Origin of the sequence: Burkholderia sp. SJZ089, assembly GCF_007828315.1 — a bacterium.
GTDB lineage: Bacteria > Pseudomonadota > Gammaproteobacteria > Burkholderiales > Burkholderiaceae > Burkholderia > Burkholderia gladioli.
The window spans coordinates 34,970-50,055 of record NZ_VIUM01000017.1 but is presented as its reverse complement, the minus strand read 5'-3'; the positions used below and the strand labels follow the sequence as shown (position 1 = coordinate 50,055).

At 66.7% G+C, this 15,086-nt stretch carries 11 protein-coding genes; 1 reads left to right on the top strand and 10 read right to left on the bottom strand.

Going from position 1 to position 15,086, the window contains the following annotated elements; genetic code table 11:
* Window positions 1-62 precede the first annotated feature (62 nt).
* Window positions 63-4,763, bottom strand: coding sequence for a glutamate synthase-related protein (locus FB600_RS27485; RefSeq protein ID WP_096749842.1), 4,701 nt, complete (start codon window positions 4,761-4,763; stop codon window positions 63-65).
* A 280-nt stretch (window positions 4,764-5,043) separates the two neighbouring features.
* Window positions 5,044-5,769: a transposase gene (locus tag FB600_RS27480; RefSeq protein WP_013696412.1), complete on the bottom strand. Its 726-nt coding sequence runs from the start codon at window positions 5,767-5,769 to the stop codon at window positions 5,044-5,046.
* Between the two features lie 194 nt (window positions 5,770-5,963).
* On the opposite strand from FB600_RS27480, the gene FB600_RS27475 reads away from it, so the two are divergent.
* Window positions 5,964-6,695: an OmpW/AlkL family protein gene (locus FB600_RS27475; RefSeq protein ID WP_096749843.1), complete on the top strand. Its 732-nt coding sequence runs from the start codon at window positions 5,964-5,966 to the stop codon at window positions 6,693-6,695.
* Window positions 6,696-7,002: 307 nt separating this feature from the next.
* On the opposite strand, the gene ugpQ is transcribed toward FB600_RS27475, so the two are convergent.
* The 8 genes from ugpQ to FB600_RS27435 form a co-directional block, all read right to left on the bottom strand.
* Window positions 7,003-7,761 carry a glycerophosphodiester phosphodiesterase gene (gene ugpQ / locus FB600_RS27470; RefSeq protein ID WP_096749844.1) on the bottom strand — a complete coding sequence of 253 codons (759 nt, stop codon included), beginning with the start codon at window positions 7,759-7,761 and terminating at the stop codon, window positions 7,003-7,005.
* Window positions 7,762-7,778: 17 nt separating this feature from the next.
* Window positions 7,779-8,864 (bottom strand): sn-glycerol-3-phosphate import ATP-binding protein UgpC, encoded by a 1,086-nt coding sequence (locus FB600_RS27465; RefSeq protein WP_025099442.1) that lies wholly within the window; start codon window positions 8,862-8,864, stop codon window positions 7,779-7,781.
* A 25-nt stretch (window positions 8,865-8,889) separates the two neighbouring features.
* Complete coding sequence (ugpE, locus tag FB600_RS27460) at window positions 8,890-9,735, bottom strand: sn-glycerol-3-phosphate ABC transporter permease UgpE (RefSeq protein ID WP_096749845.1); 846 nt, start codon at window positions 9,733-9,735, stop codon at window positions 8,890-8,892.
* A complete protein-coding gene (gene ugpA / locus FB600_RS27455; protein ID WP_025099444.1) occupies window positions 9,732-10,616 on the bottom strand; it encodes a sn-glycerol-3-phosphate ABC transporter permease UgpA in 885 nt (294 codons plus the stop codon). Before ugpA ends, ugpE begins: the two co-directional genes overlap by 4 nt.
* A gap of 62 nt (window positions 10,617-10,678) precedes the next feature.
* Entirely contained in the window at window positions 10,679-12,004 is a 1,326-nt protein-coding gene (gene ugpB / locus FB600_RS27450) for a sn-glycerol-3-phosphate ABC transporter substrate-binding protein UgpB (protein WP_047837137.1), read from the bottom strand.
* Between the two features lie 91 nt (window positions 12,005-12,095).
* A complete protein-coding gene (locus tag FB600_RS27445; protein ID WP_096749846.1) occupies window positions 12,096-13,322 on the bottom strand; it encodes a deoxyguanosinetriphosphate triphosphohydrolase in 1,227 nt (408 codons plus the stop codon).
* A gap of 121 nt (window positions 13,323-13,443) precedes the next feature.
* Window positions 13,444-14,523, bottom strand: coding sequence for a 3-dehydroquinate synthase (gene aroB / locus FB600_RS27440; protein WP_017921100.1), 1,080 nt, complete (start codon window positions 14,521-14,523; stop codon window positions 13,444-13,446).
* Window positions 14,520-15,074 carry a shikimate kinase gene (locus tag FB600_RS27435; RefSeq protein WP_047837134.1) on the bottom strand — a complete coding sequence of 185 codons (555 nt, stop codon included), beginning with the start codon at window positions 15,072-15,074 and terminating at the stop codon, window positions 14,520-14,522. The genes aroB and FB600_RS27435 overlap by 4 nt, the downstream gene beginning before the upstream one ends.
* Window positions 15,075-15,086 lie beyond the last annotated feature (12 nt).

Here is a 15,086-nt window from a genome sequence, read left to right as displayed (position 1 = left end):
ACCCGCGCCCGCCGCATCGAGCGGCGGGCACGTTCGCTAGTTCGTTTCGATCGTCGTCGGTGTCAGGCTGCGACGGCTTCCTTCGCGGCCTTGGCGGCCGCGATCTCGCCGAGCGCGCGCTTGTATTCGTGCGGGAACACCTTCACGAACTGGCGGCGCGCCGCATCCCAGTTTTCCAGCAGCGACTTCGCGCGCGGCGAGCCGGTGAACTGGAAGTGACGCTCGATCAGCCCCTTCAGGAGCGCCTCGTCGGTCTGGCCGGCGTGCCAGATCGCGCGGTCGACCGTGCGTTCCTGCTCGACCTGCTGCAGCACCGGATCGAGCGCGACCATCGCCTTGTTGCACTTGGCCGCGAAGCTGCCGTCCGGATCGTAGACATAGGCCAGGCCGCCCGACATGCCGGCCGCGAAGTTGCGCCCGGTCTCGCCGAGCACCACCACCGTGCCGCCCGTCATGTATTCGCAGCCGTGGTCGCCGGTGCCCTCGACCACCGCCGTGGCGCCCGAGTTGCGCACGCAGAAGCGCTCGCCGGCCACGCCGCGGAAGAAGGCCTCGCCTTCCAGCGCGCCGTACATCACCGTGTTGCCGCAGATGATGTTTTCCTCGGACTTGCCGCGGAAGTCGTTGGTCGGGCGGATGATGATGCGCCCGCCCGACAGGCCCTTGCCGACATAGTCGTTGCCGTCGCCGACCAGGTCGAGCGTGACGCCCTTCGCGAGGAAGGCACCGAAGCTCTGGCCCGCCGTGCCCTTCAGCTGGATGTGGATGGCATCGTCGGCCAGGCCGTCGCGGCCGTACTTCTTGGCGATCACGCCCGAGAGCATCGCGCCGACCGTGCGGTTCACGTTGCGCACCGGCTGGATGAAGGACACGTGCTCGCCGCTCTCGATCGCCGCCTTCGACTTCTCGATCAGCGTGTGGTCGAGCGCGCGCTCGAGGCCGTGGTCCTGCACGTCGACGTGGCGCGTCGAGGCGTTCTCGACTTGCGGCTGATAGAACACGCGCGAGAAGTCGAGGCCCTTGGCCTTCCAGTGCTCGACGCCCTTGCGCGTGTCGAGCAGGTCGGCGCGGCCGATCAGCTCGTCGAACTTCGCGATGCCGAGCTGGGCCATGATCTCGCGCACTTCCTCGGCGACGAAGAAGAAGTAGTTCACCACGTGCTCGGGCTGGCCCGAGAACTTCGCGCGCAGCACCGGATCCTGCGTGGCGACGCCGACCGGGCAGGTGTTCAGGTGGCACTTGCGCATCATGATGCAGCCCTCGACCACCAGCGGCGCGGTGGCGAAGCCGAACTCGTCGGCGCCGAGCATCGCGCCGATCGCCACGTCGCGACCGGTCTTCATCTGGCCGTCGGCCTGCACGCGGATGCGCCCGCGCAGCCCGTTCAGCACCAGGGTCTGCTGGGTTTCGGCCAGGCCCAGCTCCCAGGGCGTGCCGGCATGCTTGAGCGAGGACAGCGGGGAGGCGCCGGTGCCGCCGTCATGCCCGGCCACCACCACATGATCGGCCTTGGCCTTGGCGACACCCGCCGCCACCGTGCCCACGCCGACTTCCGAGACCAGCTTCACCGAGATGCTGGCCACCGGGTTGACGTTCTTCAGGTCGTGGATCAGTTGCGCCAGATCCTCGATCGAGTAGATGTCGTGGTGCGGCGGCGGCGAGATCAGGCCGACGCCCGGCACCGCGTAGCGCAGCTTGCCGATGTATTCCGAAACCTTGTGGCCGGGCAGTTGGCCGCCCTCGCCGGGCTTCGCGCCCTGCGCCATCTTGATCTGGATCTGGTCGGCCGAGGACAGGTACTCGGCCGTCACGCCGAAGCGGCCCGAGGCCACCTGCTTGATCTTCGAGCGCAGCGAATCGCCGTCCTTGAGCGGGATGTCGCGCACCACTTCCTCGCCGATCACCGAGCGCAGCGTCTCGCCGCTCTTGATCGGGATGCCGCGCAGCTCGTTCTTGTAGCGGTTGACGTCCTCGCCACCCTCGCCGGTGTTCGACTTGCCGCCGATGCGGTTCATCGCCACCGCCAGCGTGGCGTGCGCCTCGGTGCTGATCGAGCCCAGCGACATCGCGCCGGTGGCGAAGCGCTTGACGATCTCCTTGGCCGATTCGACATCGTCGATCGGGATCGCGCGGGACGGATCGACCTTGAACTCGAACAGGCCGCGGAAGGTCATGTGACGGCGCGTCTGGTCGTTGATCAGGTGCGCGTATTCCTTGTACGTCTGGTACGAGTTGCTGCGCGTGGCGTGCTGCAGCTTGGCGATCGAATCCGGGGTCCACATGTGGTCCTCGCCGCGGATCCGGAACGCGTACTCGCCGCCCGCGTCGAGCATGTCGCGCAGCAGCGGGTTGTCGCCGAAGGCGTCGCGATGCAGGCGCAGCGCCTCCTCGGCCACTTCGAACAGGCCGATGCCGCCGACCTTCGAGGCCGTGCCCTTGAAGTACTTGTTGACCAGCTCGCCGGCCAGGCCGACCGCCTCGAAGATCTGCGCGCCGGTGTAGGACATGTAGGTCGAGATGCCCATCTTCGACATCACCTTGTAGAGGCCCTTGCCGACCGCCTTGGTGAAGTTGTAGATCGCCTTCTCGGCCGACAGGTCGCCCGGCAGGCCTTCGGCCATCTTGGCCAGCGTTTCCATCGCCAGGTACGGGTGGACCGCTTCCGCGCCATAACCCGCCAGCAGCGCGAAGTGGTGCGTCTCGCGCGCCGAGCCGGTCTCGACCACCAGGCCGGTGCTGGTGCGCAGGCCCTGGTCGACCAGGTGCGAGTGGATCGCCGAGGTGGCCAGCAGCGCCGGGATCGCCACCGTGTCCGCGTCGGTCTTGCGATCCGAGACGATCAGGATGTTGTAGCCCGACTTGACCGCGTCGACGGCTTCCGCGCACAGCGACGCCAGGCGCGCCTCGATGCCCTCCTTGCCCCAGGCGGCCGGGTAGCAGATGCTCAGCTCGTAGGCGCTGAACTTGCCGCCGGTGTACTGGTCGATCGAGCGGATCTTGGCGATGTCCTTGAAGTCGAGCACGGGCTGCGAGACTTCGAGGCGCATCGGCGGGTTGACGTTCTGCGTGTCGAGCAGGTTCGGCTTCGGACCGATGAAGGACACCAGCGACATCACCATGTTCTCGCGGATCGGGTCGATCGGCGGGTTGGTGACCTGCGCGAACAGCTGCTTGAAGTAGTGGTAGAGCGTCTTGTTCTTGTTGGACATGACCGCCAGCGGCGAGTCGTTGCCCATCGAGCCGACCGCTTCCTCGCCCTGCTGCGCCATCGGCGCCATCAGGAACTTGAGGTCTTCCTGGGTGTAGCCGAAGGCCTGCTGGCGGTCCAGCAGCGTGGCGGCCGCGCGGCGCTCGGCGGCGACGTCCTCGTCCTTCGGCTCGATCTCGTCGAGCTTGATGCGCACCGCGTCGATCCAGCTCTTGTAGGGCTTGGCGTTGGCGAGGTTGTCCTTCAGTTCCTTGTCGTCGATGATGCGGCCGTGCTCCATGTCGATCAGGAACATCTTGCCCGGCTGCAGGCGCCACTTCTTGACGATCTTCGACTCGGGGATCGGCAGCGTGCCGGCTTCCGAGGCCATGATCACCAGGTCGTCGTCGGTGACGATATAGCGCGCCGGACGCAGGCCGTTACGGTCCAGCGTCGCGCCGATCTGGCGGCCGTCGGTGAAGGCGATCGCGGCGGGGCCGTCCCACGGCTCCATCATCGCGGCGTGGTACTCGTAGAAGGCGCGGCGGTTGTCGTCCATCAGCGTGTGCTGTTCCCAGGCTTCCGGGATCATCATCATCATCGCGTGGACCAGCGGGTAGCCCGCCATCACCAGCAGCTCGAGACAATTGTCGAACGAGGCCGTGTCCGACTGGCCCGGGTAGATCAGCGGCCAGAGCTTGGGCAGGTCGTCGCCGAGCACGTGGCTGGCGATCGCGCCGGTACGCGCGTTGAGCCAGTTGACGTTGCCCTTGACGGTGTTGATCTCGCCGTTGTGGGCGATCATCCGGTACGGATGGGCCAGCTCCCAGGCCGGGAAGGTGTTGGTCGAGAAGCGCTGGTGCACCAGGGCCAGCGCCGAGACCACCCGCGCGTCCTGCAGGTCGCGGTAGTAGACGCCGACCTGGCCGGCCAGCAGCAGGCCCTTGTAGACGATGGTGCGCGCCGACATCGACGGCACGAAGTATTCCTTGCCGTGCTTGAGCTTGAGCGCCTGGATGCGGTGGCTGGCGGTCTTGCGGATCACGTACAGCTTGCGCTCGAGCGCGTCGGTGACGATCACGTCCTTGCCGCGGCCGATGAAGATCTGGCGGATCAGCGGCTCGGAAGCCTTCACCGTCGGCGAGATCGGCATGCTCGAATCGACCGGCACGTCGCGCCAGCCCAGCACCACCTGCCCTTCCGCCTTGACGGTGCGCTCCAGTTCCTGTTCGCAGGCGATCCGCGAGGCGTTTTCCTTCGGCAGGAAGATCATGCCGACCCCATATTCGCCGGCCGGCGGCAGCGTCACGCCCTGGCGCGCCATTTCCTCGCGATAGAACGCGTCCGGAATCTGGATCAGGATGCCCGCGCCGTCGCCCATCAGCGGATCGGCGCCGACCGCGCCGCGGTGATCGAGGTTCTCCAGGATCTTCAGACCCTGCTCGATGATCTCGTGGCTCTTCTTGCCCTTGATGTGAGCGACGAAGCCGACGCCGCAAGCGTCGTGCTCGTTCTGCGGGTCGTACAGACCTTGCGCGGCGGGGACCGCGCGCTGCGGCTCTTGGTGGTCGTTCATGGGGACACCGTCTGAGTAAGGGCCTCGCGGCCGTTGAAACATCTGCTTTTGGGCCCGCCGCTTCGGCGGCGGCGTGGCGGGCCAAAGCCGGACACAGTTGCGCCCGGCTTGCCGGAATTCGGAATATACGCGACGAATCAACGGAATAGCAAATAAAACCGCTTGCTCTGACACCAATTAAATGGATGTTTCGATTTGGTGCCTTTTTATTGGGGACGTATTAATTTGGTGCAAAAAAAGCGGCATCCGAAGATGCCGCCTTTCGATCCGCCGGCCCGGCTTACTGGTGCGCGGGCGGGTTGTGTGGGCCGTTGTTTTCACGTACCTTACGCGGCCGACCGCGCGGCAGGGGCGAAACGCGCCGATTGGCGGTGCGCGCGGCCCATTCGCGATAGGTCTCGCCGCCCAGCACCCAGCCCTTCAGGGTGGCCTGCTGGAGCTGCTCGGTCTGGCGCTCGTCGAGCGGCTGCTCGCAGAGCTCCTTGTAGGCGCGCTGCCGTTCGAACGGCGTATTGCCGAGTGCCCAGTAGAGCGGGTGGTCGGTGATCAGGCTGTCGACGGTCAGGCCGATGTGGTGGCGGTAGCTCGACCAGCGATAGGCCTCGGCCGCCTGCACCAGCTGCGCGCGCACCGGGCTCAGCTCCACCACGCGGCTGGCGAGCAGGAAATAGCGCTCGCCCTCGATCACGGTGGCACGGTAGCGGCCTTCCCACAACGTGCCGCGCCGCGAGTAGCGTCGGTTGAAGTGCGCGACGTAACGCCGGCCTACCGCCTGCATCGCCTTTGGCAGGCTCGCTTCGTCGCTCGGGGTGACGAGCAGCTGCACCTGCCGCGGCAGCAGCACGTAAGCATGCACCGCCAGTTGATGATCGCGCGCCGCCGCCTTCAGGCAATCGATGAACAGCTCGTAATCCTGATCGTCGACGAACGCCGGTTGCTGATCGAGGCCGCGCAGGATGACGTGCTGCGGCTGATCGGGAACATAGAGTCGTGCTAGCCGTGCCATGCTGAATGTCCGTTTGATCGCGTTAGGAAAAACCCGAAGGCCCGAATGACTGCATCCGCGCAGAGCCCCGCGCGGCAGGGAGGAATCGCACGTTCGTACGAAACCTAGGGAGATTGCTCTAGCTTACAAGCCTGTTCCGTTTGAAACGCCGTGGTCATAATGAGCACGCCTTAAATCGAGGAGGAGACACACCGATGAAACAAAAATTGGCCATTACGGGGGCCGTTGCGCTCGCATTCATGACTGCCGGCACCGCCGCGCAAGCGCAATCGGCAGGTAGCTTCTACGTCACCACGGGCTGGTTCCACCTCGCCCCGCAGGACTCGAGCGATCCGCTCAAGGTGATGTCCGTCGGCGGCACGCCCGTCAACCAGTCGGTGCCCAACACCGGCGCCGGCATCAGCGACTCCGACACGCTCGGCTTCACCGCCGGGTATTTCGTGACCGACCACATCGCTGCCGAGTTCGTCTACGGGATCCCGCCAAAGTTCAATCTGGACGGCAAGGGTTCGTTCGAACGGTTCGGCACGCTCGGCCGCGCCTACCAGTGGAGCCCGGCTGTCCTGCTCAAGTACTACTTCAACAGCGCCGAGGCCAAGTTCCGTCCCTACGTGGGCGTGGGTGCATCGTACATCTACTTCACCGGTGCCAAGCTGACCAACAACGCCTTCGAACGCGGCGTGCTGGGCGGCCCGACCAACGTCACCACCAGCAACCAGTGGGCGCCCGTGTTCAACGCCGGCTTCAACTACAACTTCAACAAGCACTGGTTCGCGGGCCTGTCGATCTCGTACATCCCGGTCAGCCTGACCGCCACCCTGACCACGCAGGCCGCTACCCAGGTCGGCACGCTCACGCGCACGTCTCAAGCTCACATCAAGCTCGACCCGATCGTCAGCTACGTCAACATCGGGTATCGCTTCTAAGCGTAGTCGAATATTTGGGGAATGGTTAATTTCGCTGCAATTTGTAGCGATTTTTTCCTGACGTTACGAAAGCGGGCTGCGAGCATGCCTTGCAGCCCGCTCTTCGGAGTAGATTCCTACCCCAAATAGCCAATTGGCGATATTTTCATTTTTTCCGGCTGGCGGCTTGGGCCAAAAAATCGTTCCGATTTCGAGGCAGTGCTCGGCCCGGCGGATCATTCACCAGCGATCTGGCCCGCTATCGTTAAGCGGTGATGGATAGGTGAGATCGACAAGCGGCCTTGCCGCTTGCCTCAGTTGAAATCAATCAGCCAAAATCGGGACCGATCAGGTCGATGCGATCGGTGCAGATCAGGTCGACGCCCCAGTCCATCAACTCGCGGGCACGCGCCGGCTCGTTGACCGTGTAGGCCAGCATGCGCAGGCCCGCGGCGCGGATCTCCGCCACGCGGGCCGCATCGAATTCGCGATGGTTGGCATGCAGCGCGACGCAGCCGAGTTCGGCCGTGAGCGCGCGCCAGTCGTCCGGCAGGGTCTCGACCAGCAGGCCGCGCGGCAAGTCCGGCACCGCGCGACGCGCCGCATCGAGCGCATCCACCGAGAACGAGGACAACAGCGGCGGCACCGCCGCGCCGCGCCAGTAGCGCGCCGTGTCGAGCGCCACCCGCTCGCCCGTCTCGACCTCGCGGCCCGGGCAGGGCTTGATCTCGACGTTGGCCGCCAGGCCGAGCGCGAGGCAGCGCGCGGCGGCCGCCTCCAGCGTCGGCATCCGCTCGCCGGCGAAGCGCGCGTCGAACCAGGCGCCCGCGTCGAGCGCGGCCAGTTCCTGGTAGCGCATCGCGGCGGCCGGGCCCCGGCCGTTCGAGGTGCGCTCGACGCCGTCGTCGTGCAGCAGGAAGCTCACCGCGTCGGCGGACAGCTTGGCGTCGAATTCCACCATGCGATGGCCGCGCCGCGCGCCCTCATCGAGCGCCGCCAGGGTGTTCTCGGGCGCGAGCTTGCCGCCGCCGCGATGCGCGACGATGCGCGCGATACCCTCGTAGGGCCAGGATTTCGGATCCGTCATCGTCTCGTCCCCGCGTATCAGTTGGCGCGCCGGCCCGTGACCGGATCGAAGAAGTGCAGCCGGTGGGCCGGCAGCGACACCGGCAGCGCCGTACCCGGCGCGGGGCGATCCGCATGCGGCAGCCGCACCACCACGTCGCCTGCGCCCCAGCGACCGTGGACGAGATTGTCGGCGCCGAGCAGCTCGCAGGAGTCGACCGTCAACGGCGCGACCGGCATGCCCGGCTGCGGCGTCATATGCTCGGGCCGCACGCCGAGCACCCACTCGGCGCCCGGCGCCACCTCGCGGCCGATGCCGGGAGCGCCGGCCACCGGCAGGCGCGGGCCGCCCTCGGCCACCTCGAACACGCTGCCGTCGGCCGACAGCCGGCCGCGCAGCAGGTTCATCGCCGGCGAGCCGATGAAGCTCGCCACGAACAGCGTCGCCGGCTTCTCGTAGACCTCGACCGGCGCGCCGATCTGCTCGGCATGGCCGCGATTCATCACGATCACGCGTTGCGCCAGCGTCATCGCCTCGATCTGGTCGTGCGTGACATAGACGCTGGTGGTGCGCAGCCGTGCATGCAGGCGCTGGATCTCGAGCCGCATCTGCACGCGCAGCTTGGCGTCGAGGTTCGAGAGCGGCTCGTCGAACAGGAACACCGCCGGCTCGCGCACGATCGCGCGCCCCATCGCGACGCGCTGGCGCTGGCCGCCCGAGAGCTCGCGCGGGCGCCGCCCGAGCAGCGGCTCGAGCTCGAGGATCTTCGCCGCCGAGGCCACCCGCGCCTCGATGGTGGCGCGCTCGATGCCGCGGATCCTCAGGCCGTAGCCCATGTTCTGCGCCACCGTCATGTGCGGATAAAGCGCGTAGTTCTGGAACACCATCGCGATATCGCGATCCTTGGGCTCCAGCGTATTGACCACCCGCCCGCCGATCGCGATCTCGCCCTCGGAGACGCTCTCAAGGCCGGCGATCATCCGCAGCAGGGTCGACTTCCCGCAGCCGGACGGCCCGACCAGCACGATGAATTCGCCATCCTCGATCTGGACATCGATCCCGTGCAGGACGACGTGCTTGCCGTCATAGGTCTTCCTGACGCCATTCAAGCTCAGTGCAGCCATGCTTCGAAACTCTCCGGATAAGCGGTTATTTTTCGGTGTCCACCAGGCCGCGCACGAACCAGCGCTGCATGGCCAGCACCACCACCAGCGGCGGCAGCATGGTCAGCATGGTGGCGGCCATCACCAGGTGCCATTCGGTGGCCGCGTCGCCGCTGGCGATCATCGACTTGATGCCCACCACCGCGTTCGACATCGCGCCGTCGGTGGCGACCAGGATCGGCCACAGGTACTGGCTCCAGCCGTAGATGAAGGTGATCACGAACAGCGCGGCGATGCTGGTGCGCGACAGCGGCAGCACCACGTCCCAGAAGAAACGCAGCGGCCCGGCGCCGTCGATGCGCGCGGCCTCCATCAGCTCGTCGGGCAGGGTCATGAAGAACTGCCGGAACAGGAAGGTGGCGGTGGCCGAGGCGATCAGCGGCAGCGTGAGACCCGCGTAGCTGTTGGTCAGGTGCAGCGTCGAGACCACCTGCACGGTCGGGAAGATGCGCACCTCGACCGGCAGCATCAGGGTGACGAAGATCAGCCAGAACGCGGTGTTGCGAAACGGGAAGCGGAAATAGACGATCGCGTAGGCGGACAGGATCGACACCGCGATCTTGCCGATCGAGATCACCAGCGCCATCACCAGGCTGTTCATCAGCAGGATGCCGAACGGCGTGGTGGTCGCGCCGCTGCCGCGATGCCAGATGGTGGCGATGTTCTCGAACAGGTGGGTGCTCGGGATCAGCGACATGGGCACCCGGAACACCTCCTGCGCGTTCATGGTGGCGGCGCAGAAGCCCACGTAGACGGGGAACAGCACCAGCACGGCGCCCACGATCAGCACCGCGTGACAAAACAGGTCGAAACCCTTGCGATTCTCGATCATGAGTATTGCACCCTGCGTTCGACGAAGCGGAACTGCACCACGGTGAGCGCCACCACGATCGCCATCAGCACCACCGATTGCGCGCCCGAGCTGCCGATGTCGAGCCCCTGGAAGCCTTCGGTGAAGATCTTGTAGATCAGCGTCTTGGTGCTCTGGCCGGGACCGCCGGCGGTGGCCGCGTCGATCACCGGGAAGGTGTCGAAGAAGGCATAGACCAGGTTCACCACCAGCAGGAAGAAGCTGGTCGGCGAAAGCAGCGGCAGCGCGATGTTGAAGAAGCGTCGCACCGGGCCGGCGCCGTCGATCGCGGCCGCCTCGATCAGCGAGCGCGGGATCGCCTGCAGACCGGCGTAGAAGAACAGGAAGTTGTAGCTGACCTGCTTCCAGATCGAGGCCACCACCACCAGCGCCATCGCCTGGTTCGCGTCGAGCGCGTGATTCCAGACGATGCCGAGCCGGGCCAGCGCATAGGTGATCACGCCGATGCTCGGATTGAACAGGAAGGCCCACAGCACGGCCGCAATCGTTGGCGCGACCGCGTAAGGCCAGATCAGCAGGGTGCGATAGCTGCGCGCGCCGCGCACCACGCGATCGGCGCAGGCCGCCAGCAGCAGCGACACTGCCAGCCCGCCGATGGTGACCAGCGCGCTGAACACCAGGGTGGTGCGGAACGAGTCGAGGTAGAGCGGATCGCCGAACAGGTGCGCGAAGTTCGCCAGGCCGACGAATTCGCTGGTGGTGCCGAACGCGTCCTGGGTCTGGGTCGACTGCCAGAGCGCGACGCCGGCCGGCCACAGGAAGAAGATCGCCGTGATCGCGAGCTGCGGCGCGACCAGCAGGTAGGGCAGCACGCTCGTGCCGAAACGGGAGCGGGATGACATCGGAGGAATTCCGTCGAAGGAAACGAAACGCCGCCGCGCCGGGGCGCGGCGGCGGGCCGGGCTCAGGAGCCCTGCTTCTCGAAGCGGCGCAGCAGCTCGTTGCCGCGCGAGACGGCCGAGTCCAGCGCGGCCTGCGGCGTCTTCTTCTGCGCCCAGACCTGCTCGAGCTCCTCGTCGACCACGGTGCGGATCTGCGGCATGTTACCCAGGCGCAGGCCCTTGGTGAACGGCAGCGGCGGCTTGTTCAGCATCTGCTTGGTCGCCGTGTCGGCGCCCGGGTTCTTCGCGTAGAAGCCCTGCTCGCGCGTCAGGTCGTAGGCGGCCGTGGTGACCGGCAGGTAGCCCGTGTCCTGGTGCCACTTGGCGGCCACCGGGGCCGAGCTCAGGTAGGCCAGGAACTTCGCCACGCCCTTGTAGGTGTTGGCGTCCTTTCCGCCCAGCACCCACAGGCTCGCGCCGCCGATGATGGCGTTCTGCGGCGCGCCCTTCACGTCGGCGTCGTAGGGCATCATGCCGGTGCCGAAATCGAACTTCGCGTACTTGCGGATGGTGGCCAGCGCGCCCGACGAAGTGGTCATGATCGCGCAGTCGCCGCTGTAGAACTTGCCGGTGGCCTCGTCCTTGCGGCCGGCATAGGTGAAGCTGCCTTCCTTGGCCATGTCCTGCAGGAACTGGATATGGGCGACCTGCCGCGGCTTGTTGAATTCGAGCACCGCGTCGGTACCGTCGAAGCCGTTGTTGCGCGTGGCGAACGGCAGGCCATGCCAGGCGCTGTAGTTCTCGAGCTGGATCCAGCCCTGCCAGCCGGTGGTGTAGCCGCAGGTCGAGCCGGCCTTGCGCAGCTTCTCGGCATCGGTCTTCAGCTCGGCCCAGGTCTTGGGCGGCTGGTTCGGATCGAGCCCGGCCTTCTTGAACATATCCTTGTTGTAGTACAGCACCGGCGTCGAGCTGTTGAACGGCATCGACACCAGGTGGCCCGTCTTCGCGTCGCTGTAGTAGCTGGCCACGGTCGGCACGAAGGATTTCTCGTCGAGCGGCATGCCGGCCTGCTTGAACACCTCGGAGACCGGGATCACGGCCTTCTTGGCCTGAATCATGGTGGCGGTGCCGACTTCATACACCTGGAGGATCGCCGGCGCGTTGCCGCTGCGATAGGCCGAGATGCCGGCGGCCAGCGCCTGGTCGTAGGTGCCCTTGAACACCGGCACGATCTTGTAGTCGCTCTGCGAGGCGTTGAACTGATCGGCGATCGCGTTGACCTTGTCGCCGAGCGCCGCTTCCATCGCGTGCCAGAACTGGATCTCGGTGGCGGCGAAGGCGGCATTCTGCATTCCGAACCAGATCACGCTGCCGGCAGCCAGCGAGCGAACCAGTGTGTTGACTCTCATTGACCCATCTCCAAATGGTGTGCGGCCAGCTCGAATGTCCGACCGCTGTTGTTGGCCGCCGCGTTGTCCCGTCGAGCCAAAACGCGGCAGTCTAATTCTCGTCCATGACAAAAAGGCGTTGATATTCCTTCAGAGCGAAGCGGTCCGTCATGCCGGCGATGTAGTGCGCGACGAGCCGCGGCTGGGCGGCCGCGTCGTCGCTCTGGTAGGCCGGCGGCAGCAGGCGCGGATCCCCGGTGAAAGCCTCGTAGAGCCCCTTGACGACGCGCTGCGCCTTGTTGGCCATGCGCATCACCTTGTAGTGGCGATACAGGTTGCGGAACAGGAAGCGCTTGAGCTCGGCCGCCTCCTCGGCGATCACCTCGCTGTGCGCGACCAGCTGCGGGCAGCGCCGCACGTCGTCGAGCGAGGCCGGCGCGTGCTCGGCCAGGTTGCGCGTGGTCGCGTCGATCAGGTCGACGATCAGCGTGTTGATGATGCGCCGCACCGTCTCGTGCACCAGCCGGCGGCCTTCCAGCGAGGGGAAATCGGCCAGCGCGGCATCGTGGTGGCGGCGCCAGAGCGTCACGCCCGCCAGTTGCTCGATCGAGATCAGGCCCGAGCGCAGGCCGTCGTCGACATCGTGGTTGTTGTAGGCGATCTCGTCGGCGATGTTGGCGATCTGCGCCTCCAGCGAGGGCCGCCGGCCGTCGAGGAAGCGCTCGCCGAGCTCGCCGAGCCGGCGCGCGTTCTCCCTCGAGCAATGCTTGAGTATGCCCTCGCGCGTCTCGAAGCAGAGATTCAGGCCGTCGAAGGCGCCGTAATGCTCCTCCAGCTCGTCGACCACCGCGAGGCTCTGCAGGTTGTGCTCGAAACCGCCGTGCTCGCGCATGCACTCGTTGAGCGCGTCCTGCCCGGCATGGCCGAAGGGCGTATGGCCGAGGTCGTGCGCCAGCGAGATCGCCTCCACCAGGTCCTCGTTCAGGCGCAGGTTGCGCGCCACCGAGCGCGCGATCTGCGCGACCTCGAGGCTGTGCGTCAGGCGCGTGCGAAACAGGTCGCCCTCGTGGTTCACGAACACCTGGGTCTTGTATTCGAGGCGGCGGAAGGCCGTCGAATGGACGATGCGGTCGCGGTCGCGCTGGAATTCGGTGCGCGCGGCGGGCGCCGTCTCGGGATGGCGGCGGCCGCGCGTGTTCGCGGAATGGGCCGCGTAGGGGGCGAGGTGCGCTTCGAGCGCGGCGACGGTGGGCGCCGCGACGGGGCCGGCCGAGCTACCGGAGCGCCCTTGGCGGGAAGCGTCGGTGGGGTGTGGCAACTCGCGGGGTGTTTCGCTCACTGTCTCCTCCGCTGCGGGGGCGCCGGCCGATCCGGCACCCGGTACATGGCCGGCTCGATGCGGAAACCACACCGGCCCTGGCAAGGCGCCGGCGCCGGATCGCGCCGGGATGCGACCGATGTTAGCCGATGGCGGCGGCGAGCGTGGCCTCGACGATCTCGTCGGGCGCCGCGGTGATGGCCGCCGTGCCGAGCCCGTCGAGCACAATGAACTTGATCGCGCCGGCCTCCGCCTTCTTGTCGACCTGCATCAGCTCGACATAGCGCGCGGCGCCCAGGTCGGGCGCGCGCACCGGCAGGTGGGCAGCCGCGATCACGCGGTCCAGGCGCCGGCGGGCGGCGTCGTCGAGCCGGCCCAGGCGCACCGAGAGATCGGCCGCCATCACCATCCCGCAGCCGACCGCCTCGCCGTGCAGCCACTCGCCGTAGCCCAGGCCTGCCTCGATCGCGTGGCCGAAGGTATGGCCGAAATTGAGGATCGCGCGCAGCCCGCCCTCGCGCTCGTCGGCGGCCACCACGCTGGCCTTGATCTCGCACGAGCGCTTGACCGCCTCGGTCAGCGCGGCCGGCTCGCGACGGTTGAGCGCCTCGATATCGGCCTCGATCCAGTCGAAGAAAGCCGCATCGGCGATCGCGCCGGTCTTGATCACCTCGGCGATGCCGGCCGCCAGCTCGCGCTCCGGCAGCGTGCGCAGCGCGCCGATGTCGGCGATCACGGCCTGCGGCTGGTAGAACGCGCCGATCATGTTCTTGCCGAGCGGGTGGTTGATGCCGGTCTTGCCACCGACCGAGGAATCGACCTGCGAGAGCAGCGTGGTGGGCACCTGGATGAAGGGCACGCCGCGCATGTAGCAGGCCGCCGCGAAGCCGGTCATGTCGCCCACCACGCCGCCGCCCAGCGCGATCAGGGTGGTCTTGCGGTCGGCGCGCGAGCCGAGCAGCCCGTCGAAGATCAGGTTCAGCGTTTCCCAGTGCTTGTAGGATTCGCCGTCGGGCAGCACCACCGTGTTGACCTGCTTGCCGAGCGGCGCGAGCGCGGCGCGCAGCACCTCGCCATAGAGCGGCTCGACGGTGGTATTGGTCACGATGGTGACGGACGTGCCCTTGATATGCGGGGCAAACAGCTCGGTGCGGCCGATCAGGCCATCGCCGATATGGATCGGGTAGGCGCGATCGCCCAGGTCGACATTGACGGTAATCATGCTTGTAGCGGCTTGGCGACGATGCCGGCCAGCTCGAGCTGCATCAGCACCATGTTGACGAGCCCGTTGACGGACGGCCGCCCGGTTTCGATCACGAAATGCGCGCATTCGCGATAGAGCGGATCGCGCGTCTCGTAGAGCGCCTCGAGCCGGGCCTTGGGATCTTCCGTCTGCAGCAGCGGGCGGTTCTTGTCCTTGCGGGTACGCAGCCAGAGATCGTGAGGATTGGCGCGCAGATAGACGACGATGCCGCGCGATCGCAGGGCGTCGCGATTCTCGGGACGGATCACCGCGCCGCCGCCGGTGGCCAGCACGACATTGCCGCGCTGCGTCAGCTCGTCGATCATCTTTCCCTCGCGATCGCGGAAACCCGCCTCGCCCTCGAGTTCGAAGATAACCGGGATGCGCGTGCCGGTGCGGGCCTCGATCTCGTGGTCGGAATCGAAGAACGGCCTGTCGAGACGGCGCGCGACCGCACGACCCACGGTGGTTTTACCCGCTCCCATGAGTCCGACGAAAAATACGCTTGCGTGTGGGTCCCGCGCTTGCAACGGCTTCCTCTG

Coding starts and splice junctions, on each gene's coding strand:
- aroB (WP_017921100.1), bottom strand. CDS start 14,523: ATGATTACCGTCAATGTCGACCTGGGCGATCGCGCCTACCCGATCCAT.
- ugpE (WP_096749845.1), bottom strand. CDS start 9,735: ATGATCGAGAATCGCAAGGGTTTCGACCTGTTTTGTCACGCGGTGCTG.
- FB600_RS27465 (WP_025099442.1), bottom strand. CDS start 8,864: ATGGCTGCACTGAGCTTGAATGGCGTCAGGAAGACCTATGACGGCAAG.
- FB600_RS27485 (WP_096749842.1), bottom strand. CDS start 4,763: ATGAACGACCACCAAGAGCCGCAGCGCGCGGTCCCCGCCGCGCAAGGT.
- ugpB (WP_047837137.1), bottom strand. CDS start 12,004: ATGAGAGTCAACACACTGGTTCGCTCGCTGGCTGCCGGCAGCGTGATC.
- ugpQ (WP_096749844.1), bottom strand. CDS start 7,761: ATGACGGATCCGAAATCCTGGCCCTACGAGGGTATCGCGCGCATCGTC.
- ugpA (WP_025099444.1), bottom strand. CDS start 10,616: ATGTCATCCCGCTCCCGTTTCGGCACGAGCGTGCTGCCCTACCTGCTG.
- FB600_RS27475 (WP_096749843.1), top strand. CDS start 5,964: ATGAAACAAAAATTGGCCATTACGGGGGCCGTTGCGCTCGCATTCATG.
- FB600_RS27480 (WP_013696412.1), bottom strand. CDS start 5,769: ATGGCACGGCTAGCACGACTCTATGTTCCCGATCAGCCGCAGCACGTC.